Below are 20,491 nucleotides of genomic sequence, written 5' to 3'. Positions count from 1 at the left end.
CAGCTAATATGGCATACAGATCATTGCGGGAATTCATAGACGCCCTGGACAAAGCAGGAGAACTGGTAAGGATCAAAACATTCGTTGACCCTGTGCTGGAGATATCAGAGGTCACTGACAGGGTATCGAAAACTCCGGACAGGAACAAAGCGCTGTTGTTTGAAAATACGGGCACTGAGTTTCCCCTGCTGATAAATGGCATGGGCAACGAGCGCCGTATGTGCATGGCGCTGGGCGTGAACGAACTGGACGATGTGGCCAAAGAGATCGAAGAGCTGTTCAAAAAACTATCTACACCTAAGAACGGACTGATCGAGAAACTAGCGATGCTGCCGCAGCTGGGCAAATTTGCGTCGTGGATGCCGAAGGTGGTCAGCGGCCGTGGTGCCTGCCAGGAAGTGGTGATGCAAACACCGGATCTCGACAAGCTTCCGATATTAAAATGCTGGCCAAAAGACGGTGGACGCTTCCTGACGCTTCCGGCCATTCATACAAAAGACCCCAACAATGGCATCCGCAATATCGGCATGTACCGCATGCAGGTATTCACCCCTGATATGACGGCCCTGCACTGGCATAAACACAAAGTGTCGGCCCGCCATTACAATGAGTACAAAAAACTGAATAAGCGCATGCCAGTCGCAGTAGCACTGGGTGGCGATCCTATTTATACTTACGCTGCCACAGCTCCACTTCCTGAGAATGTAGATGAATACATGCTGGCTGGCTTCCTGCGCAAGAAGCGCGTGGAGCTGGTGAAGTGTATCACACAACCGGAAATAGAAGTACCGGCAGATGCTGACTTTATCATTGAAGGTTATGTAGACGTAAACGAAGACATGATCTGGGAAGGACCTTTTGGCGATCATACCGGCTATTACTCACTGCCTGACTGGTATCCACGTTTCCATATCACTGCCATCACACACCGCAAGGACGCTGTTTACCCTGCTACCATCGTTGGTATACCACCGCAAGAGGATGCATGGCTCGGCAAGGCCACCGAACGTATCTTCCTGGCACCGATAAAAATGACCATGGTGCCAGAGATAAAGGACATGAACATGCCGGTAGAAGGTGTGTTCCATAACCTTGTTATCACTACCATCCATAAAGAATACGCGGGCCAGGGACAAAAAGTGATGAACGCCATGTGGGGAGCAGGGCAGATGATGTTCAACAAAATACTGGTGCTGGCCGATGGCGACGTGAAGATCGACGACTACAAGGCACTGGCTAAATATGTATTCAATAATCTAAATCCGGCTACCGATGTATACTTCAGCCAGGGACCAATGGATGTGCTGGACCACAGCTGCTCGAAACTAGGTTTTGGCGGTAAGATGTGTATAGATGGTACTGCTAAGTGGGAAGAAGAGATAACAGAACCGCTTACGCCTTTCAAATTAGCTTCAGGCTTTTCAAAAGCCGCACTACAACAGCAATTCCCCGAGATAAAAGGCATCAATGACAAGCTGGCTGCTAACTGGGAAATACCTGTGCTGTTCGTGTCTGTTGAAAAAGATCGTCCGGGGCATGTGGAAGAACTACACCGCAACCTTGCCGCATTGCCGGAATTACTGGGGATCAAAATGATCCTGTATGTAGAGCACACTGTAAATGCTGACGACATTGCCGACGCACTTTGGCGCTTTTGCAACAACCTTGACCCGAAACGCGATCATTTTTACGGCGGAGCCCGCAAAAATATCCTTGGACTGGATGGCACGCGGAAGACCAAAGCCTTTGACGGGTTTACCCGCCCATGGCCAAATGTGCTGGCTTCTGACGACCAAACGATACGATCAGTGGACGCAAAATGGGCAGAGCTTGGACTCGGTCAGCTGATAATTTCGCCATCTTTGAAATATAAGACCCAACTATATGGGGAGGAGGCAGCTGTCTTAGATAATGAATAAACCCGGTTTTATATCTGGAAAATCATTAACTTTAAAAAAAATACTGATGAAACGCCTACTTCTTTTGTGCTTCTTAGCTTTTGCTTCGTGCGTAGTTACCACGGCACAAACCACCAGCCCTACCACACAGACCGACCTGAAAATATTATTCAATTCAGGTGTGAGTCAATATGAGGCAGGTATCCAGCGCACCAATCAAACGCTGGCTAATGCCGGGTTTACCAGCGCCATGAATGTCATTAGCACCAGCATCAGCCAACTGCAGCAGCAGATGAATGCGGCTTCATCGCAAGCAAATAAAGCGATCATCCAGGCCAAAATAACTGCACAAAGCCAGGTACAGACCGACCTGCTGGCTCTGCAAGGCAACATCATGGGCAATTCGGTGGCTATAACCAACAAATTCACAGCCTTTAAGGCTTTAATGTAATACCGCTGATAGCTATCAGATTTTTGAAAGGAGGGGCTTAGTACCCTCCTTTTTATTTAACTTCGTCGCGCTGAAATAGGCCGATCTGAATACAAAAAATTAGTTTGTGAAAGCAATCATACCAGTTGCCGGTGCAGGAACCAAGTTACGTCCGCTAACATATACCCAACCTAAAGCGTTGATACCCATAGCGGGCAAAACCATCTTAAGTGTTATTGTCGATCAGCTGCTGGATGCAGGCGTTACCGATTTTGTTTTCGTGATCGGTTACCTCGGAGAGAAAATTCAGAACTACATAGACAAAACATACCCCAAGCTTTCCTGCACCTTCGTTACACAAAACGACAGGCGCGGTACAGGCCATGCCATTTCGCTGACCAAAGATCTGGTAGGCGATGAAGAGGTGTTCATCGTACTGGGCGATACCATCTGCGATTACAACGTAAAAGAGATCCTAAGCAGCCCGGTGTCACAGATCGGTGTGCGCAAGGTGGATGACCCACGTGGTTTCGGCGTTGCAGAATTGGACGACGACGATATCGTGATGCGTGTGGTAGAAAAACCGCTAATTCCAAAGTCGAATATGGCCATGGTAGGCGTTTACTACATCAAAGAAACAGCGGCGATGTTTGACGCGCTGGAGAAAAACCTGGATAGCCGCGAGTTTGAAGAGGGAGAATACCACCTGACCATTGCGCTGGAGCACATGATACAACATGGCATCGAGTTCAAGGCCTTCAGAGTAAACAACTGGTTTGACTGTGGTAAGAAAGAAACACTGCTGTCGACCAATGCCATCCTGTTGAAGCAAATGGCCGATAAAGGCCTGCCTCCAGTCCCTAAGCACGAAACAAGTGTGATCATACCTCCTGTAAGCATTGCCGAAGGTTGCAAGATCCACAATTCGATCATTGGGCCGAATGTCACGATTGGTGAGCATACCAACATCAATGCCTCAATTATTAAAGACACCATCATCGGTTCTTACGCTGAGCTGGAAGAAGTGGTGCTTCACTCGTCTATCATAGGCAGCGATGCCTTTGTACGGGGACTAAGTCAGAGCCTGAATATTGGTGATAATACAGAAATAGATCTTGGATAATAAAAAGCCCCGCAGTGCGGGGCTTTTAGTTTGTATTAATTCAGTTTGATACGGGCAGCTTCGCGCTTCATATTCTGTTCCCAGCGCCACGCAGTATCCATCATATCCTCCAGCGAGTATTTAATATCCCAATCGAGCAGGCAGCGAGCCTTGCTGTTATTTGCATATACTTCTACTACATCTCCGGGCCTGCGCGGGCCGAGTTTGTAATGCAGCTTTTCTCCCGACACTTTCTCGAAAGCGTTGATCAGCTCTAACACCGTAACGCCACTACCAGAGCCGAGATTGAATACATCGCAGTTCGTTTCGTTATCGCCCGACATAGTGTATTGCAATGCTTTGGTGTGCGCATTGGCAATATCCATGACATGAATATAATCGCGCACGCAAGAGCCATCACGTGTTGGATAGTCCGTACCAAATACCTGCATTTCGCGGCGTTTGCCGATGGCAGTTTGCGTGATGACAGGAACCAGGTTTTCAGGCTTTTCCTGCAGTTCACCTATTAGTGCTGTTGGATGTGCACCTACCGGATTGAAATATCGTAATAGTGTAACGTTGAAGTCAGGATTGATCTTAGCGAAATCGCGACAGATAGCCTCGCCCATCTGTTTGGTGCGTGCATAAGGCGATTCGGGTTCCTTCAGCGGCGCATTTTCGTCTACTGGCAATTTGTCAGCATTACCATACACAGAGCAAGACGAAGAGAATACGAAGTGATTTACTTTATATTCTTTTGCACACTTCAGGATATTAACCAGAGAGTTGATATTGTTCTCGAAATACCTGAGTGGTTGCTGTACAGATTCAGGCACCGATTTGTACGCCGCAAAATGAACGATGCCTACAATATCCGGGTTCTCAATGAAGATAGTTTCGGTATCATCAAGGTTGCAGAGGTTGACCCTGTAATTCTTTACCGGTCGGCCTACCACACGCTCAACACCGCCCAACATCACCAGCGAACCTTTCGAAAGATCATCGACAGAAATTACTTCGAATCCGTTTGCGATAAGGTCAACAATGGTATGCCCCCCAATATATCCGCAGCCTCCGGTAACAAGGATCTTGCTCATGCACAGTTATTATTAATGCAAATATACCGTAACTATTTGACCTGCTGCAGTTCCACGAGTTTTTTATATACCCCGTTTTTGCTTATAAGTTCGCTGTGGCTGCCCCTTTCCACTACTTCTCCACGCTCCAGGACGATGATCTCGTCGGCGTGCTGAACGGTAGAAAGCCTGTGTGCAATAACTATGCAGGTACGGTTCTCCATCAGCTTGTTAATGGCATCCTGAACAATGCGCTCGCTTTCGGTATCCAGCGACGACGTTGCCTCGTCAAGGATCAGGATCGGTGGATTTTTTAATACGGCCCTAGCGATGGTGGTACGCTGACGTTCACCGCCACTGAGTTTGGCACCTCGGTCGCCCACTATGGTCTCATAACCGCTGGCTTTCGCTGTGATGAAATTGTGTGCATGTGCGATGCGTGCAGCTTCTTCTACCTGTTGTGGCGTCACGCCACCGGTGCCCAGAGTAATGTTATTGTAAATAGTATCGTTGAAAAGAATAGGCTCCTGGCTTACTACGCCCATGAGCCTGCGCAGCTCGTACAATTTGAAATCTTTTATGTTCACACCGTCTATCAGTATCTCACCAGCAGATACATCATGGAAACGCGGTATCAGGTCTACCAAGGTAGATTTACCTGCACCCGACGCGCCTACCAGGGCTATCATCTTTCCTTTTTCAATCGTCAGGTCGATGCCATTCAGTATCTTTTTGTTGCCATAACTGAAGTGTACATTCCTGAACTCGATAGCACGCTCAAAGTTTTTGATAGGCTTTGCGTTGGGCAATTCCTTTACTGTATTCTCGGCACCGAGGAAGTATTCTATCCTGTCGAGCGCAGCAGCGCCTTTTTGAACATTATATAGTGCTGTAGAAAGATTCTTTAGTGGATTGATGATCTGGTAGAACAAACCAATATAGGCAACGAAGGCAGGGCCTGTCAAAGCAGAATCTCCTGCAAATATCAGCTTACCTCCATACCATAGTATGATGCTCACCACAAGGATACCCATCGTTTCAGAAAGCGGAGAAGCCAGTTCACGTTTTGCAGATATGGTGTTGCGCAAGCGCATCAGTGTATTGTTGATCTGTGTAAACTTGAGGTGCTGATGCTTTTCTGCATTGAACGCTTTTACCACCCGCATGCCCACAAGTGTCTCGTCTATCACACCCAGCATTTCGCCAAGGCGTTCCTGCGCCATGTTCGATGGTTTCTTAAGCGACTTGCCGATGCGGCCGATCACCACACCCGCGATAGGCAGGAAGATGAACATGAACAACGTAAGCTGCGGACTGATCAGGAGCATCGACGTGATCGTGAGTATCACGGTGAGCGGTTCACGTATGATAGTTTCCAGCACGCTCATTACCGAGATCTCCACCTCGGTAATATCGTTGGTCATCCGTGACATGAGGTCGCCTTTACGCTCTTCGGTAAAGAAGCCGATGGGCAGCGACAGAGCTTTGGTGAACATCTCATTGCGCAGACGGCGAAGTATCGAGTTGCGTATTGGGTTGAGTATGCGCAACGACAGATAAATGAACAGGTTCTTCAGAATGGTAAATGCTACCACTATGATCACGGCATAAGTAAGAGCCGTGAGTTTATCGTGGTCCAGTATCACCTTATTGACATAGGTCGTTACTTTCCCAACGATGCTGTTGGGTGCATTCACCACTTGTTCGCCTACAAACAGCACCTGCAGCACCGGCCACAGCATACCGAAAGAGAACAGGGCAAAAACAACGGATAGCAGTATGGTTATAAAATAGAGCGCTATCTGGCCTTTGTAATCGCCCAGATAGCGCAGCATTTTTGAAAGGTTCTTCATCTAAGTTTATTCAATTGTATACGAGACGCTGCCGTCTTTCTCATCTTTCAGCTGTATGCCTGCCTCAGCCAGTTTGTTACGTATCTGGTCAGAGGTTGCAAAGTCTTTTCTTGTACGTGCTTCTTTCCTTATTTCCACCAGCAGCTGCATCACCTGGTCCAGCTTATTGCTTTGCTGTACTTGCATTGGCTGCAGACCCATGATGTCTTCCAGGTAAGTTTTGAACGTAGTGCGAAGTGTAGCATATGTCTCTGCGGAAAGCGCATTAGCTGCTACCTGTCCGCCTTTGATGCCATTGATCACCGGCGCGATCTCGAACAAGTTAGCTATCACTTTTGCAGTGTTCAGATCATCGTTCATGAACTCTTCGCACTCGGCACACCATTTGTTCACTTGTGCGTCAAGCGCAGCATCAGTAGCCGCTCCTGTATTCGGCTGTAGCTTTTGCAACACTTCATAAGCATCCCACAAGCGGCGCAGTGCCTTTTCAGAAGCTTGCAAGGCCTCGTTAGAGAAATCGAGCGTGCTGCGGTAGTGTGTCTGCAGAATGTAGAAGCGTATCACCATTGGGTGGTAAGCCTGCTCCAGCAATGGGTGTGTTCCGGTAAAGAGCTCACTCAGTTTGATCACATTGTTATAGCTCTTACCCATCTTCTTGCCGTTGATGGTGATCATGTTATTGTGCATCCAGTAGCGTACCGGCGGATGGCCGTGAGCTATGGTAGATTGTGCGATCTCGCTCTCGTGGTGCGGGAACTGGAGATCCATACCACCACCGTGAATATCAAAGGTCTCACCCAGGTATTTGCTACTCATGGCCGAGCACTCGATGTGCCAGCCGGGGAAGCCTTCGCCCCATGGACTTTTCCAGCGCATGATGTGTTCAGGTGGCGCATTCTTCCAAAGAGCGAAATCCACTTTGTTATTTTTCTCATCCTGCCCATCCAGGTCGCGCGTGGTTTCCAGCAGGTCTTCCAGCACGCGACCGGAAAGTTTGCCGTATGGATGATCCTGTGCGTATTTCTTTACATCGAAATAAACAGAACCATTCTTCTCATAAGCATATCCCTTCTTAATGATCGTTTCGATCATGTCTATCTGCTCAATGATGTGGCCAGTAGCCGTAGGTTCGATGCTGGGATCTATGCAGTTGAACAGGCGCATAGCCCAATGGAACATGTTGGTGTACTTGTGCACCAACTCCATAGGCTCCAACCTTTCCAGCTTGGCTTTGGTAGCTACTTTATCTTCAGCTTCGCGGCCTTCTTCTTCAAAGTGGCCAGCATCAGTTATGTTACGCACATAGCGCACCTTGTTGCCAAGATGAGTCAGGTAGCGATACACTATATCGAAAGTAATATAAGGACGGGCATGGCCCATGTGCGATTCGCCCGACACAGTAGGACCACACACGTAGAGACCAACGTAACCGGGGGTTATTGGTTCGAATTTCTCTTTCTGACGGGTATAAGAGTTATATACAAACAGATCTGACATATTGCAAAATAAGCGCAAAAATAAGGCTTAGTTGCGAGGCTTGGGGTTTATTTCAAAATTCGTAATGATCGGGTTATGATCGGAAAGCGCCGTAGTGGGACAATCAAAGCCTACCAACTTCAGCGCTTTTGCATCGTAAAAGAAGTGATCGATACGTAATGTTGGTGAAATGCGGTTATATGTCCTACCTAAACCTCTGCCCTTATCCAGGAAGGCGTCGTTCAACTTTCCACGCAACCGCGTGTAGGTATAAGAACCGGGCAGATCATTCAGATCGCCGCATATGACCACGGGATATGGGCTGGCTTCAATGATCCGGGCTGCCTTTTCGGCCTCAACTGCTCTCTTTGCGTAAGCATTACGGAATTTCTCTACAAACGATTTCGACACCTGCAGATCATCTTCGAACATGGTACGGTTCTGCTTGGCATCGTCAATATATTCTTTGTCCTTATCGCTAAGACCGAAGGTAGTGAGGTGCACAAAGAACACACGGATGATCTTGCCTGCAGGTAGCTCAATATCGCCCTGCATCATGTAAATGAGCTCGGCCAGCTGGTGGCTCTCGTAATTGCGGAAAGGGTATTTTGAGAATACTGCGGTTCCGAGATATACCTTGTTGTTTAAACTATTGTCGGGATTGAACCGGTAGTCGATGTAATGACCATTATCGATGATCTTTTCGGCATTCGGCTTCATTATATTGCTCTTCGTTACCGAGAACTCGGGGATACAAAGAATGTCCGCATTCTCTTCCTTCAGGTATTCCAGTATGCGTTTATTGAACTCTTTGTTTTGTGGACGGTTGAAGATGCCCAGACCATGCGCATTCCACGAAATGATCTTAATAGTGCTGGGCCTACGCACCATGTCGTTTTCTCCAAAATAGTTGAAGCCAAGAATGGTGATCACCACTTTGTAGGAAACGAGTAGAGCAGAAAGGGAAAGCACCGAGCGGAATTTCCTTGACGAAAACAGCCACAGGAACATGAAAAATACATTGGCCGCCACTGCAAACGGCGTGGTAAGGCTAAATAAAGCAAGCCAGGAGAACCTGGCCGGACTTACAATAGCAGCCAATGCACACAATGCCAGCCATATGGCGGCGAGTACATTGACCATGAAAACTGTATTACTAAATAGCCTGCTTAAGAGACTTCGATCATTATTGCTCACTGCAAAGTTTTAGAGATTATCCTCCTTCCCTGCCCTTAACAATATTTCTTTCTCCTCGGTAGTTAGCGAATCATAACCGTGCTGGTTGATCTTGTCGAGTATTTCATCAACACGCTTCTGTAAATTATCCTGGCGGGTTTGTTTTACTTTGGTCAATACTTCGTTGCGCTTTTTGCCGGGCTTTTTCCAATCGGTTTCGTCGGGCGTAACCATGCGGTTCATACTATCCATCATACCATACATCCAGCCGCCGGGCTTGTAACCACTCTGTAGCAGTTTGACATAACCATAACCAGTAAGGGCACCCCCAGCCAGCAAAAACAGGTAAGGACCTTCAAGATTCGAACTAATAACGATCAGGAACAGGAAGATGCAAACCAACGCCACCAGCGGCACGCTAAAGGTTGGTGTAAGGTGGAACCTGTAACCTGGAGAAATGGTAAGTGCGGCTACTGCCATAGAAACTACCGCAGCCGCGGCACCAAAAACAAACGGCCTGGAAGCAAAGAATCCACCAGGCAGGAGCTGGGCAAGTTCATAAAACACACCTCCTACTACCAAAGCATAGATAAACAAAGGGATCACCTGCCTGTATCCCACCAGCATTTGCACTACGCTGCCAAAAGCATATAGCCAGATCATGTTGGTAAACAATTCCCAAAAACCGCCGTGTACCCAGCCGTAAGTGAACAGTGTCCAGAATTTTGCCGGAAAATTATGAACAGCCGGCAGGCCGATGTTTTGCGTAAAAAGTGTAGAAAAAGTGACAGGATTGGCATCAACCACCATCAGTATCACCTCAATTAGCTTATATATCACGTACCCTACACCACTGGCTATTATCAGCTGGAGAACCGCGTTTTGCTCGTATCCAGGAATGGACGATGAAAGGGAACGCCTTGGCACTGTCTTCATACTCTTTTCTAAGTTATTTAATAAAAATGATTCCGGTTGGTCTTATTCCAGATCTTTAACAATATAAATGCCACGAGCATACCGCCGAGGTGAGCAAAATGCGCAATATTATCACCCGCTGAGTTACGGATACCCGCATACAACTCGAACAGGGCATAAGCACCCACAACGTATTTCGCTTTTATCGGTACAAGGAAATAGAGATACAGCAAGGTGTTAGGGAACAGATAACCGAAGGCGAACAGTATGCCGAATACTGCACCTGAGGCACCTACCGTGGCTTCGTCATAAATACCCGGCAGGTACATTTGCTGATAGGTAGTGCCAAACAAGTATTGATTGATAGCTGATACCGACTCACGGCCTAAACTAGCCGATGGGTCGTTCTGCCATATTTCATTGATGCGGTATAGCTGAACACTCAATGGATTTCCTCCGCGGAGGTTAACGTGCTGTTTCAGGAACAGGTCGAACTGGTTAACTCCCGGATCTTGTTGATAGGCCATAAAAGCATGCTCGATAGCTTTGAATTCATAAGCTACCACACCAAGGTGCAGCACTGCAGCACCCAATCCGCATACGAGGTAAAATATCAGGAACCGCTTAGGTCCCCAAAGGTTTTCCAGTATGCTGCCAAACATCCACAATGCAAACATGTTTGAGAACAAGTGGACGATCGTACCGTTCACATCATTGTAGCTACCGTGCAGGAACATGTGGGTAAGAAACTGCCAGGGCTTGAAGTAATGTGAGCGCCAGTAGTGCAATCCACAATAGTCGGCTATATCAATACCCGCCTTGCCCAGCACAAATGTGGCCAGGACAATGAGCGAATTAATAATGATCAGGTTCTTGACAACAGTAGGAAGTATCTGGAAACGGCTGGGCCTGAAATCTGTCATGTTATAAATTTCTTACTTTTTCTCTTTCCGGTCGGTGCCATAACTCACGCCTCAAAATTAAAGGAAAAGCCGCTTTGCCACCATATTTTAAATTGTTTAAAACTATAGACCTATTAGCCTTGGCGCGGCGACCTGCGTAACAGGTCCAACACTCCTTCCTTTTGGAGTATGCGGTACCCAATGCGGTCGTTGGAAATGCCCTCGCGAAGCTCGTAGCGGAACTCGTAGCTGCCATCGCTGGCCAGGTCGGTAACGAAATAGGCAAACTGGATGCCCGTAGTTTCTTTGAAGTGCTGTGCTACCTCGTACAAGTGGGTAGACAGGATCATCAGGTGATGGGGGCGGTTCAGCAGGCCCTCAACCACCGCCCGGGTACATTCATAGGCATCGTGCACATTGGTGCCTTTAAATAGTTCGTCCATCAGCACCAGGTGCGGGGCTGGCTGCAAGAGCCTTTCGGATGTGTGCTTCATCCTGTGGACCTCGGCCAGGAAATAACTTTCGCCGCGAAGGATGTTGTCTTCGACATGCATGTTGGTAATAATGCCCTGCAAAAAGCTGATGCGCATTGCCGATGCTGGAACGCCAGTACCCAAATGAGCCAATAGCGCCCCGACACCCATAGCACGCATGAAGGTTGTTTTACCAGACATGTTGGCACCGGTGAGCAAGAGAAAATTCTTTTGATCGCTGAAGGTTATGTCGTAGTCAACCGGTACCTGCAGCAATGGATGGTACAAGCCTTTTGCCTCAAAATGTACCGGGGACGCAGGCAACAATTCGGGGAATACCCACTTGTTTTTTATCGTAGCCAGCGCCAGCGATCGCCACGCATCTATCCGCGCATAGTGATCTATCAGGCGATACACAGGGTTCTTCATCTCCCTACGCGCATGAAAGCTCAGGCGGCTCAGGTCTTTGAACCGCGTACGTTGGTCTACCTGCACAATATCATTAGTTAACCTGTGCTGCAATTCTTCCTGCATAGCCTCCAGTTCACTGCGGAGTAATGCAGGTAGGTCATCGCGCTTCAAGAGCTCTGTAAACTTCAGGCAGCCTTTTAGGAAATCGGAAAGATGGGAGATAGAGAATTGGGTAAAGAAGTATTGTCCACGGTTTAGCAGCTTCTGGAAAAAATTGCTCATCATCAGCGCAAAACCCGAAGGCGGTGCACTACTGTTATCTGCTGATTCGAAAAATTTCTCCAGCATTACCAGCGTACCGTTTGATATTATCTGTGGCCACTGATCAACATTCTTTGCCCAAAATTTTACAGTATCCTGAACAGCCTGCAATGCTTCAAAACTACCCGGCGGATTGAGCACCTGTTTTTTCAACATATCCTGCCCAACAGTGCTGGTGGTATGCTGCAAAAGCCCAAATACTCCACTCCCTATCTCGGCCGTGAATACCGAGAGGTCTTTCAGGGTAGTTTTATCATTCTGCATTACCTGTTAAAGCTAAGCCTTTGTCCTTTTACTGAATCGTTAATTCTGCCATTCTCATATACTACATTACCGTTTACCAGCGTGTATTTGATCTGTGCGGGGAAACTGTGTCCTTCAAACGGAGACCAGCCACAGTGGTACAAAATATTGTCTTTGCTAACGGCGGTTGTATCGTTGAGATCGACCAATACCAGGTCGGCAAAATAACCTTCGCGAATAAATCCGCGTTCAGCCAGCTGGAAGCAGGTTGCTGGTGCATGGCACATTTTCTCCACTACTTTCTCCAGCGATATTTTTCCAGCTTTTACATACTCAAGCATGAGCAGTAAAGAGTGCTGTACCAGCGGAACTCCTGATGGTGCAGACTGGTAAGGAAGTTGTTTTTCCTCCCAGGTATGCGGAGCATGGTCGGTAGCGATTATATCGAGCCTGTCATCCAGCAACGCGTCCCAAAGCGCATTCTTGTTTTCCGCAGCCTTGATAGCTGGGTTGCATTTTATCAGGTTGCCATAACGTGCATAATCATCGGCCGTAAAGTGCAGGTGGTGTACACAGACTTCCGAAGTGATGCGTTTCTCTTCCAAAGGGAACATATTGGTGAACAACTGCAGCTCTTTCGCAGTTGAGATATGCAGTATGTGCAGCCTGCTATTGTATTTCTTTGCAAGTTGTACCGCTGAGAACGAACTCTCAAAACAAGCTTCCACGTCGCGTATCAATGGATGGAAGGAGGCATCATTCGCATCAGGATATTTTTCTTTGTTGGCTTTGATAATCCGTTCATCTTCACAGTGTGTCGCAATGAGCAGTTCAGACTCCGAAAAAATACGGTTTAATGTTATGTAGTTATCCACCAGCATATTCCCGGTGCTGGAGCCCATGAATATTTTCACACCGCACACATCTTTTTTCCTATCGTTGGTGCGCAGCACCTCATCTGTATTATCGTTGGCCACACCCATAAAGAACGAATAGTTGGCTACTGATGTGTTTCTACCGATCTCGTATTTTGCTTCCAGCAGCTCTTGTGTAAGCGCTGCAGGGTTTGTATTCGGCATCTCCATAAACGAGGTAACGCCGCCTGCAACGGCTGCACGTGCTTCAGAAGCGATTGTGGCCTTGTGCGTTAGCCCTGGTTCGCGAAAATGCACCTGGTCGTCAATAGCACCGGGAAGGAGATACAAGCCCTCAGCGTTTATCTCACGTATATTACCCTGCGGATTGATGTGCTCACCTATCTGATCAATACGCCCATCTTTTATCAACACATCTTTAAGCTCTTCCTTTCCTTCGTTAATTATTGTCGCACCTTTTATAATAAGATTGTTCATAATAAGAATAAGTGAATAATTTTGGGGCAAGTTACCACTTACCACCTTTAGAAACTGACCTATGCTTAAAAATACAGTTTACCTCGCACTCTTCGCCACCACGCTTAGTATGACTACATCGGCGCAAACTACGTACCTGCCTACGGGCACTGAGGATTACAACCTACTGGACAGGCTGGAAACCCGGTCGGGCGAGTTATCTCCTGATCTCTTTCTAAGCGTGAAGCCCGTATCCCGAAAATATATGGTCCGCTTCCTGGAGAAACAGCAGGAAAACCAGGAGCTATCGCTTTCAAATCTTGACCGCTACAACATACGCCATGCCATATCGGTAAGCGGCGAGTGGGCGAAAGATGAAAATGGAGCAATTGACTCGAAAAGGCCGTGGTTCAATAACAGGCTGTACAAAAAACAGCCAGACCTGGTATATGTAAAGACCAAAGATTTCTTTCTTTCAGCTAACCCGGTACTTACTGCCAGCGGCATACATGAAATCAACAACCCTGATGGCATGTTGTTCACCAGCAACCGTGGGCTTGAAGCACGGGGTTGGATCTGCAAGAAGCTGGGGTTCTATACTTACTTCACCGACAACCAGGAGCAGGCGCCCTCTTATGTAGCAGACTGGGTAGATACCTTCAGGGCTGTGCCAGGTGCTGACTTCTTTACTCGCCACGGCAATACTTACGATTACCTGCTGGCAAAGGGATATCTTGATTTCTCTGTAATAAAAGAGCACATCAACATCACCTTCGGTTACGACAAGAATAACTATGGCGATGGCATGCGCAGCCTTTTCCTCAGCGACTTCGGTGCCAACTATGCCTTCCTAAGGCTCAATACGCGCATCTGGAAACTGAACTACCAGAACCTGTACATGGAGTTGACGCCACAGCTGACAAATAGCATCAACCAACAGCTTCCGCACAAGTATGCTACCATGCACTACCTAAGCGTGAACGCCACCAAATGGCTGAACCTGGGTTTATTTGAAGGCGTTATCTTCCATCGTGTCAACAGGTACGAGTTTGGTTACATGGTTCCGATCATACTGTATCGCCAGGTTGAGCGTGCATTGGGTAGCCCCGACAACGTGGTGCTGGGTATTAATGCCAAAGCACTAGCTGCAAAGCACCTCCAATTCTACGGTCAGCTCTTCCTAGACGAATTCACCTCGAAAGAACTGGCGGCAGGCGATGGTTACTGGGCTAACAAATTCGGCATCCAGTTTGGAGGAAAATACTTCGACGCATTTGGCGTAAACAATCTCGACGTACAGGGTGAGATCAATATGGTACGTCCATTCACCTACGCGCACTTTGATAGCATAGCCAACTATACGCATTACAACCAGCCCCTCGCGCACCCGCTTGGCGCCAGCTTTGCAGAGATCACTGGTATAGTACGCTATCAACCAGTAAGGAACCTATACCTGAGCTTGAAAGGCATGTACTATGAAAAAGGCGCAGATACCGCATCGAGTAACTTCGGTAACAACATCTTTAAAGATTACGACACACGTACCCCCGCCATAGACGGAGACGTATCGCACGGGTACGACCTGATAAGTGGTGTAAAAACAAAATGTGCGCTGGTAAGCCTTAATGGTTCTTACGAGCTAAAAGAAAACCTGTTCATCGACCTTGGGTTTACACACCGCACATATTCCGGTACCGCTGCCACTACCTCCACCAGTTATATCCAGGCAGGTATTCGGTTGAATTTTGTCAAACGGGATTACAACTTCTACTAGTAAAAAAGGATGAGCGGCGCTCATCCTTTTTTATTCCACTTTTCAATGCTATTCTTTCATAAATCTGCCTTTGTATTCAGCTTCGTCTAGCTTTACTTCGTAAATGTACATACCGGTAGCAAGCTGCTTTACAGGTATCGCAGCTCTACCACCTTGAATAATTGCCATACCTAAATACACTTTGGTACCTGTAGAATTATATACTGCGACTGCCGCTTTCGTTTCAAGGTCGTCGTCCATCGCAATAGTCAAAACATCTTTTACCGGGTTAGGATAAACGTGAACGCTGGTATTATTCGCCACCTCTTTTACTTCTACAACCTGCGGCTTGATCACAAGCGAATCGAGATAGAGTGTACTGCTATCGCCCATCAACGGACTCAACCTTGACGACCCGATCAATATCGTTGCCTTCACTGTTGAACTGTTTGCGCCCACTAACGGTATTTTGAATTGCGTATAACCGGCTACGGCGGGAAGGAATTTCGTAATTATTGCAGAAGGCCCACCTATACCGACCATATTGACCTCGACGCTGGCAGAATCCGGAGTTTTTGATGTGTACTTATACCAGCCGATCAATGTATCTATGGTTTTGGATGGAACAAAATTCTGCTTAATACTTGCTGCCTCTATAACAACACCATTGTTTTTCGACATAAGCTTCGCAGCATAGTTACCGGAAAATGCATCGCTCGTTTGAAATACAGAACCTGTAGGCGCCCAGTCATTAAGATCAACAAAAGATTCGAGTAGCCAGTTGTCAAAATCGCCGTTGATGCCCTGTGTAAGATTGGACCCTGTAAATACAAGATTGTCTATTTCGATATAGCTGTTTGCCGCAGGCGAGTTAAGAAAATCGCCGGAGGTTATTGCAATAACAACCGAGTCAGGTGTAAGGCCCGATGCTGTCATAACAGGCAGGGAAAAGTTTTTTTGACCAAACGATTGTTGCGCACCCCATATAGAGATCATATCGGTGGCAAACACTACCCCCGAATGCTTGAACGATACCAGGATGCGTGCAGTATCGTGAGGTGCTATGTTATACCTGAAATCACCTTGCAATCCAGTTGGCCGCTGTGAATAAGGCATTCCCCCTTCTCCTGTAGTTAGCCCCGCGGCATTAGTGATAAACCCGATCATGGTATCGAGTCCAACTGCAATCGTTGCCAGCCTTAAAGATGAATTGGTAACTCCCGGGCTGATCTTAGTCACATTTGGTGCACCATATTGCGGAATGGTGATCTCATTCGATGTCATCCAATTTGCCAGCACGTTGTAGTTAACGATGTACCAGTTCTCGAAACTGTTGTTGTGAATGGTTTGAGCGTTTATAAATAGCGGCAGGCTCACAGCGAGGAGAAGTAGCGCTTTCATGTGGGTTACTTTTAAAACACTACACAAAGCTACCTCCTATTCGTGCCTGGCTTATGGAAGAGGCCGGTGTTGATATGCAAAGTAAAAAAAGCTGATGGGGGCAAGAGACGAGAAGCTATACTCAGCACATCAATCAAGGAAGCGTGCCTTCAGCTCTGGAGTTGGCACCATGCACAGATCTCTCTTCCCAAACCAGCGATAACGGTTGCGGGCAATGAGGCGATAGAAAATATTTCGGATACCTGCGGGAATGATCATGAGCGCGTTTGTGCTTGCCCACAGGCCCTGCAGCATCGCCGCTATTTTTATGGCCGCGGTAGATTCAACATATACCTCTTCATTGGTATACAGCAGAATCGAGTCTATACCTTTTAATTCAGGCGGCAACGCTTGCAAAACACGTCGTCCTGTTTCAGACTGAAGAGAGGCAAAATGAAAACGCTTGTCTTTATCCCGCTTAATAACAAACTGTACCATGCCATTGCACAGATCGCATACACCATCGAAAAAAATGACGGTCTTGCCTTCTAATCCAGGGATACGGTGTTGCAATTTCATTTGCTACGGAAAGGTACTTCTATAAACGCAAAAATCGCCCTAAGGCGATTTAAAGCTTGTGGAACCGGCGGGATTCGAACCCGCGTCCAAACATATGCCCGATAAGCTTTCTACATGTGTATTCCGGAATTTGATTTCGGAAAATTGCCGGAGCCGGACGAACCTACAATTTCCCTAGACGCTAAATTTTTCGTCCTTGCATCGCGACCCTGCAAAGCTTATTCCGTGTTCGGTTTGAGTTAGGCGGCGGGGGCAGAAACGGACAACGACCCCGGCGGCCAAAATGGTTGCTCTAAATTTAATTAGGCAGCCATGGCGTAGTTAGATTCGCCATTTATTGGTTTGAATATTCAGATTTACGTGCTAATTATCCAACGCACGACATGCTTACTTACCCTGCCCTATGCTGTCAAAACCAGTCGGCCCCAGTATAGTATTTGCAGTTTACAAACGGCAATGGGCATTGCCGCGTAAAAAGTAAAATATCAAAGAACTATTGCAAATTTACGAAATATCAACCTTAAGATCTGTTAAAACCTTAATTCTTAAATAGCCTGAATATATCCAAACCATTAGCATATAACATCAGGCCGAGCAGCAGGACCAGGCCTACTGTTGTCGCTTTTTCCATCACCCTGTCGCTAACTTTTCTGCCACTTATCAATTCAAACAGCAGGAAGATCACATAGCCACCATCCAGACCTGGAATAGGAAGCAGGTTCATTACTGCAAGGATGATAGATACAAACGCTGTCAGCATCAGGAAATCCTGCCAGTCAAACACCGGAGAGAATATCTTACCGAAGCTGATGATACCGCCGAGGCTTTCAGATGCCTTTATTTCTTTCGATGTAAAGATCATCCTCAGCTGCGCCCAGTAGTTGCTGATCTGTTCGCCGGTGAAAGAAAAGCCTTTGCCTACTGCCTCTATCGGGTTGTATTTGATCTTATCCATTGCAAAGAAGCTTTCAGGGCCTTTCCATGCAAAGCCGAGTATCTTATTCTCAGGCACCGTTCCCTTCAGCGACACGAACACATCTTTTCTATACACGGTCAGCGCTATAGGCTTGCCTACAGAAGCTTTCTTGATCGTTTCAAATTCATCAACAAATCGTACAGCTTGTCCGTTAACCGCAACGATGCTGTCATTTTCTTTCAGACCCATGCGCTCAGCTTCACTCTTGTCTGCAATATTGGATACAACAACCGGTACGCGTGGCAGGATAAATGTGCTGCGCTGGCCTTTGATGATCTTACGGATAGTTCCTGAAGGTATTGGTACATCTACATTGGCGCCATTGCGTTCAACAGTAAATGACTTGGCTTCGCTGAAAATGAATTCAGACATGATCTGCCTGAAGCGAGGAACCGGTTTACCATCAACAGCCAGTATCTTATCGCCATTGCGAAGACCAATACTTTCTGCAGTGCTATCTACCATGATACCGTGTTTCGCATTCTGCGTTGGCAGGTATTCTTCGCCCCATACGCCAAATACCAGTGCGTATATACCAATAGCTACAATGATGTTCATGATGATACCACCAAGCATGATGAACAGGCGCTGGTAGGCTTTCTTAGAACGATACTCCCATGGCTCCGGTGGCGCTTCCATTTGTTCTTTATCCATGCTCTCGTCCACCATACCCGAGATCTTCACATAGCCACCCAGCGGGAACCAGCCAAGACCGTACTCTGTATCGCCTTTCTTCTTTTTGAAAAGGGCGAAGTTTAGCACGTTAGGGAACGGGAACAGGAAGTCGAAGAACAGGTAAAATTTCTCTACGCGTGTTTTGAACAGGCGCGCAAAAAAGAAGTGACCAAATTCGTGAAGAAGGATCAATAGGGAAAGAGCGGCAAGAAGCTGCAAAGCTTGCACCATGCCACCAGATATAAGTAAAACTGAATTTAACTGCATGTGGTTGTTACAAAAAACTATTAGTACGAAAGCTGGCTTTGTTTTACAAGTTCTGTTGCATAGATACGTGCCTCTGCATCAGAATGCTTATAGTCTTCCAGGGTGGGATGTTCGACAAAGGCAACATGTTCTATTGCCTTTTCTATAATGTCGCTCATTTCTATAAAGCTAACTTTATTTTGCAAAAATGAGTGCACCACTACCTCGTTCGCTGCGTTCAATACGCAGGGGCTGTTCCCACCTCGGTACATAGCCTCTTTCGCGAGTGCAAGATTACGGAAAGTTTTATAATCAGGCTGCTCAAACGTTAGCTTAGCGAAATCCCTGAAACTGAACCTTTTAAAGTCGTTGTGAATACGATGCGGGTAAGCAATAGCGTACTGGATGGGCAGCTTCATGTCCGGTAGACCCATTTGGGCCTTTACCGAACTGTCGGTGAACTGCACCAGCGAGTGTACGATAGACTGAGGATGCACGATCACTTCTATCTGGTCGTTCTGCAATCCAAACAACCACTTGGCCTCTATCATCTCCAGGCCTTTGTTCATCAGCGTAGCACTGTCGATGGTTATTTTGGCGCCCATCGTCCAATTGGGATGCTGCAGCGCATGGCTGGCTTTTACATTCACCAGGTAGTTTGGCTTGCGGCCAAGGAATGGTCCGCCCGAAGCCGTGAGGATTACTTTCTCAATATTATTAGGATTCTCGCCTACCAGGCATTGAAATATCGCCGAGTGTTCGCTGTCTACCGGAATGATCTCCACCTTTTTTTCCTGTGCCAGCTGCATTACAAGCTCACCTGCCACTACTAATGTTTCCTTGTTGGCCAGCGCTACACGTTTACCGGCATTAATGGCGGCCAGTGTAGACGACAGACCTGCAAAACCTACTATAGCGGCGAGCACGGTGTCTACCGTATCCCACTGCACTACATCATTAAGTGCTTCAGCACCGCTGAATACTTTGATAGGCAGGTGCGATAAAGCATCTTTTACTTCCTGGTATTTTGAATTGTCGGTTACAACAATCGCATTGGGATTGAACCGTTGCGCCTGCTGCACCAGCAATGCAGAATTGCTATGTGCACTCAGTACTTCCACCTCAAACATCTCCGGATGCGCGGCAACAACATCAAGGGCCTGTGTTCCTATCGACCCCGTTGAACCCAATATGGCTAATCGCTTCATTATCTTTTTTTCGTTTTATCCCTGCAATTCCTGCTTCACAATTCAAAGGTATTCAAACCCGTGGAAC

General features: G+C 47.1%; 16 protein-coding genes and 1 other RNA gene. 4 read left to right on the top strand and 13 right to left on the bottom strand.

From position 1 onward, the window contains the following. Window positions 1–8 precede the first annotated feature (8 nt). The 3 genes from P2W83_RS08915 (at window position 9) to P2W83_RS08905 (ending at window position 3,451) form a co-directional block, all read left to right on the top strand. On the top strand, window positions 9–1,919 hold the full coding sequence (locus P2W83_RS08915; protein ID WP_276133369.1) for a menaquinone biosynthesis decarboxylase: 1,911 nt from the start codon (window positions 9–11) through the stop codon (window positions 1,917–1,919). 46 nt (window positions 1,920–1,965) lie between these two features. Beyond that, a complete protein-coding gene (locus P2W83_RS08910) occupies window positions 1,966–2,349 on the top strand; it encodes a hypothetical protein (protein WP_276133368.1) in 384 nt (127 codons plus the stop codon). 106 nt (window positions 2,350–2,455) lie between these two features. After that, window positions 2,456–3,451, top strand: coding sequence for a sugar nucleotidyltransferase (locus P2W83_RS08905; protein WP_276133367.1), 996 nt, complete (start codon window positions 2,456–2,458; stop codon window positions 3,449–3,451). Window positions 3,452–3,486: 35 nt separating this feature from the next. On the opposite strand, the gene galE is transcribed toward P2W83_RS08905, so the two are convergent. The 8 genes from galE to P2W83_RS08865 all read right to left on the bottom strand — a co-directional run bounded on the left by galE (window position 3,487) and on the right by P2W83_RS08865 (window position 13,628). Beyond that, the gene (galE, locus tag P2W83_RS08900) at window positions 3,487–4,527 is read right to left on the bottom strand and encodes a UDP-glucose 4-epimerase GalE (RefSeq protein ID WP_276133366.1); all 1,041 of its coding nucleotides are present in this window, start codon (window positions 4,525–4,527) and stop codon (window positions 3,487–3,489) included. 32 nt (window positions 4,528–4,559) lie between these two features. Next, complete coding sequence (locus tag P2W83_RS08895) at window positions 4,560–6,359, bottom strand: ABC transporter ATP-binding protein (protein WP_276133365.1); 1,800 nt, start codon at window positions 6,357–6,359, stop codon at window positions 4,560–4,562. A 6-nt stretch (window positions 6,360–6,365) separates the two neighbouring features. Next, the gene (cysS, locus tag P2W83_RS08890; RefSeq protein ID WP_276133364.1) at window positions 6,366–7,856 is read right to left on the bottom strand and encodes a cysteine--tRNA ligase; all 1,491 of its coding nucleotides are present in this window, start codon (window positions 7,854–7,856) and stop codon (window positions 6,366–6,368) included. Window positions 7,857–7,883: 27 nt separating this feature from the next. Next, complete coding sequence (locus tag P2W83_RS08885) at window positions 7,884–8,978, bottom strand: endonuclease/exonuclease/phosphatase family protein (protein WP_276133363.1); 1,095 nt, start codon at window positions 8,976–8,978, stop codon at window positions 7,884–7,886. 63 nt (window positions 8,979–9,041) lie between these two features. Then, the gene (locus P2W83_RS08880) at window positions 9,042–9,947 is read right to left on the bottom strand and encodes a rhomboid family intramembrane serine protease (protein ID WP_276133362.1); all 906 of its coding nucleotides are present in this window, start codon (window positions 9,945–9,947) and stop codon (window positions 9,042–9,044) included. Between the two features lie 17 nt (window positions 9,948–9,964). Next, complete coding sequence (locus P2W83_RS08875; RefSeq protein ID WP_276133361.1) at window positions 9,965–10,849, bottom strand: rhomboid family intramembrane serine protease; 885 nt, start codon at window positions 10,847–10,849, stop codon at window positions 9,965–9,967. A gap of 113 nt (window positions 10,850–10,962) precedes the next feature. Further along, window positions 10,963–12,297: a MutS-related protein gene (locus P2W83_RS08870; protein WP_276133360.1), complete on the bottom strand. Its 1,335-nt coding sequence runs from the start codon at window positions 12,295–12,297 to the stop codon at window positions 10,963–10,965. After that, entirely contained in the window at window positions 12,297–13,628 is a 1,332-nt protein-coding gene (locus tag P2W83_RS08865) for a dihydroorotase (protein WP_276133359.1), read from the bottom strand. The genes P2W83_RS08870 and P2W83_RS08865 overlap by 1 nt, the downstream gene beginning before the upstream one ends. 61 nt (window positions 13,629–13,689) lie before the next feature. Between P2W83_RS08865 and P2W83_RS08860 the strand changes: the two genes are divergently transcribed. Further along, window positions 13,690–15,381: a hypothetical protein gene (locus P2W83_RS08860; RefSeq protein ID WP_276133358.1), complete on the top strand. Its 1,692-nt coding sequence runs from the start codon at window positions 13,690–13,692 to the stop codon at window positions 15,379–15,381. 48 nt (window positions 15,382–15,429) lie between these two features. Here the strand turns inward: P2W83_RS08860 and P2W83_RS08855 are convergent, their stop codons facing one another. The 5 genes from P2W83_RS08855 to P2W83_RS08835 form a co-directional block, all read right to left on the bottom strand. Further along, entirely contained in the window at window positions 15,430–16,761 is a 1,332-nt protein-coding gene (locus P2W83_RS08855; RefSeq protein ID WP_276133357.1) for a T9SS type A sorting domain-containing protein, read from the bottom strand. A gap of 129 nt (window positions 16,762–16,890) precedes the next feature. Continuing rightward, the gene (locus P2W83_RS08850) at window positions 16,891–17,319 is read right to left on the bottom strand and encodes a thiol-disulfide oxidoreductase DCC family protein (protein ID WP_276133356.1); all 429 of its coding nucleotides are present in this window, start codon (window positions 17,317–17,319) and stop codon (window positions 16,891–16,893) included. A 56-nt stretch (window positions 17,320–17,375) separates the two neighbouring features. Continuing rightward, window positions 17,376–17,746, bottom strand: a transfer-messenger RNA (tmRNA) gene (ssrA, locus tag P2W83_RS08845). Between the two features lie 111 nt (window positions 17,747–17,857). Continuing rightward, the gene (rseP, locus tag P2W83_RS08840) at window positions 17,858–19,201 is read right to left on the bottom strand and encodes an RIP metalloprotease RseP (protein ID WP_276133355.1); all 1,344 of its coding nucleotides are present in this window, start codon (window positions 19,199–19,201) and stop codon (window positions 17,858–17,860) included. Window positions 19,202–19,257: 56 nt separating this feature from the next. Further along, window positions 19,258–20,424, bottom strand: a complete 1,167-nt coding sequence (locus P2W83_RS08835) for a 1-deoxy-D-xylulose-5-phosphate reductoisomerase (RefSeq protein WP_276133354.1) — start codon at window positions 20,422–20,424, stop codon at window positions 19,258–19,260. Between the last annotated feature and the right edge of the window lie 67 nt (window positions 20,425–20,491).

Source organism: Polluticoccus soli (assembly GCF_029269745.1).
In the GTDB taxonomy this organism is placed as follows: domain Bacteria; phylum Bacteroidota; class Bacteroidia; order Chitinophagales; family Chitinophagaceae; genus Polluticoccus; species Polluticoccus soli.
The sequence above is the reverse complement of the archived record's forward strand: the minus strand, read 5'-3'. Positions and strand labels throughout refer to the sequence as shown.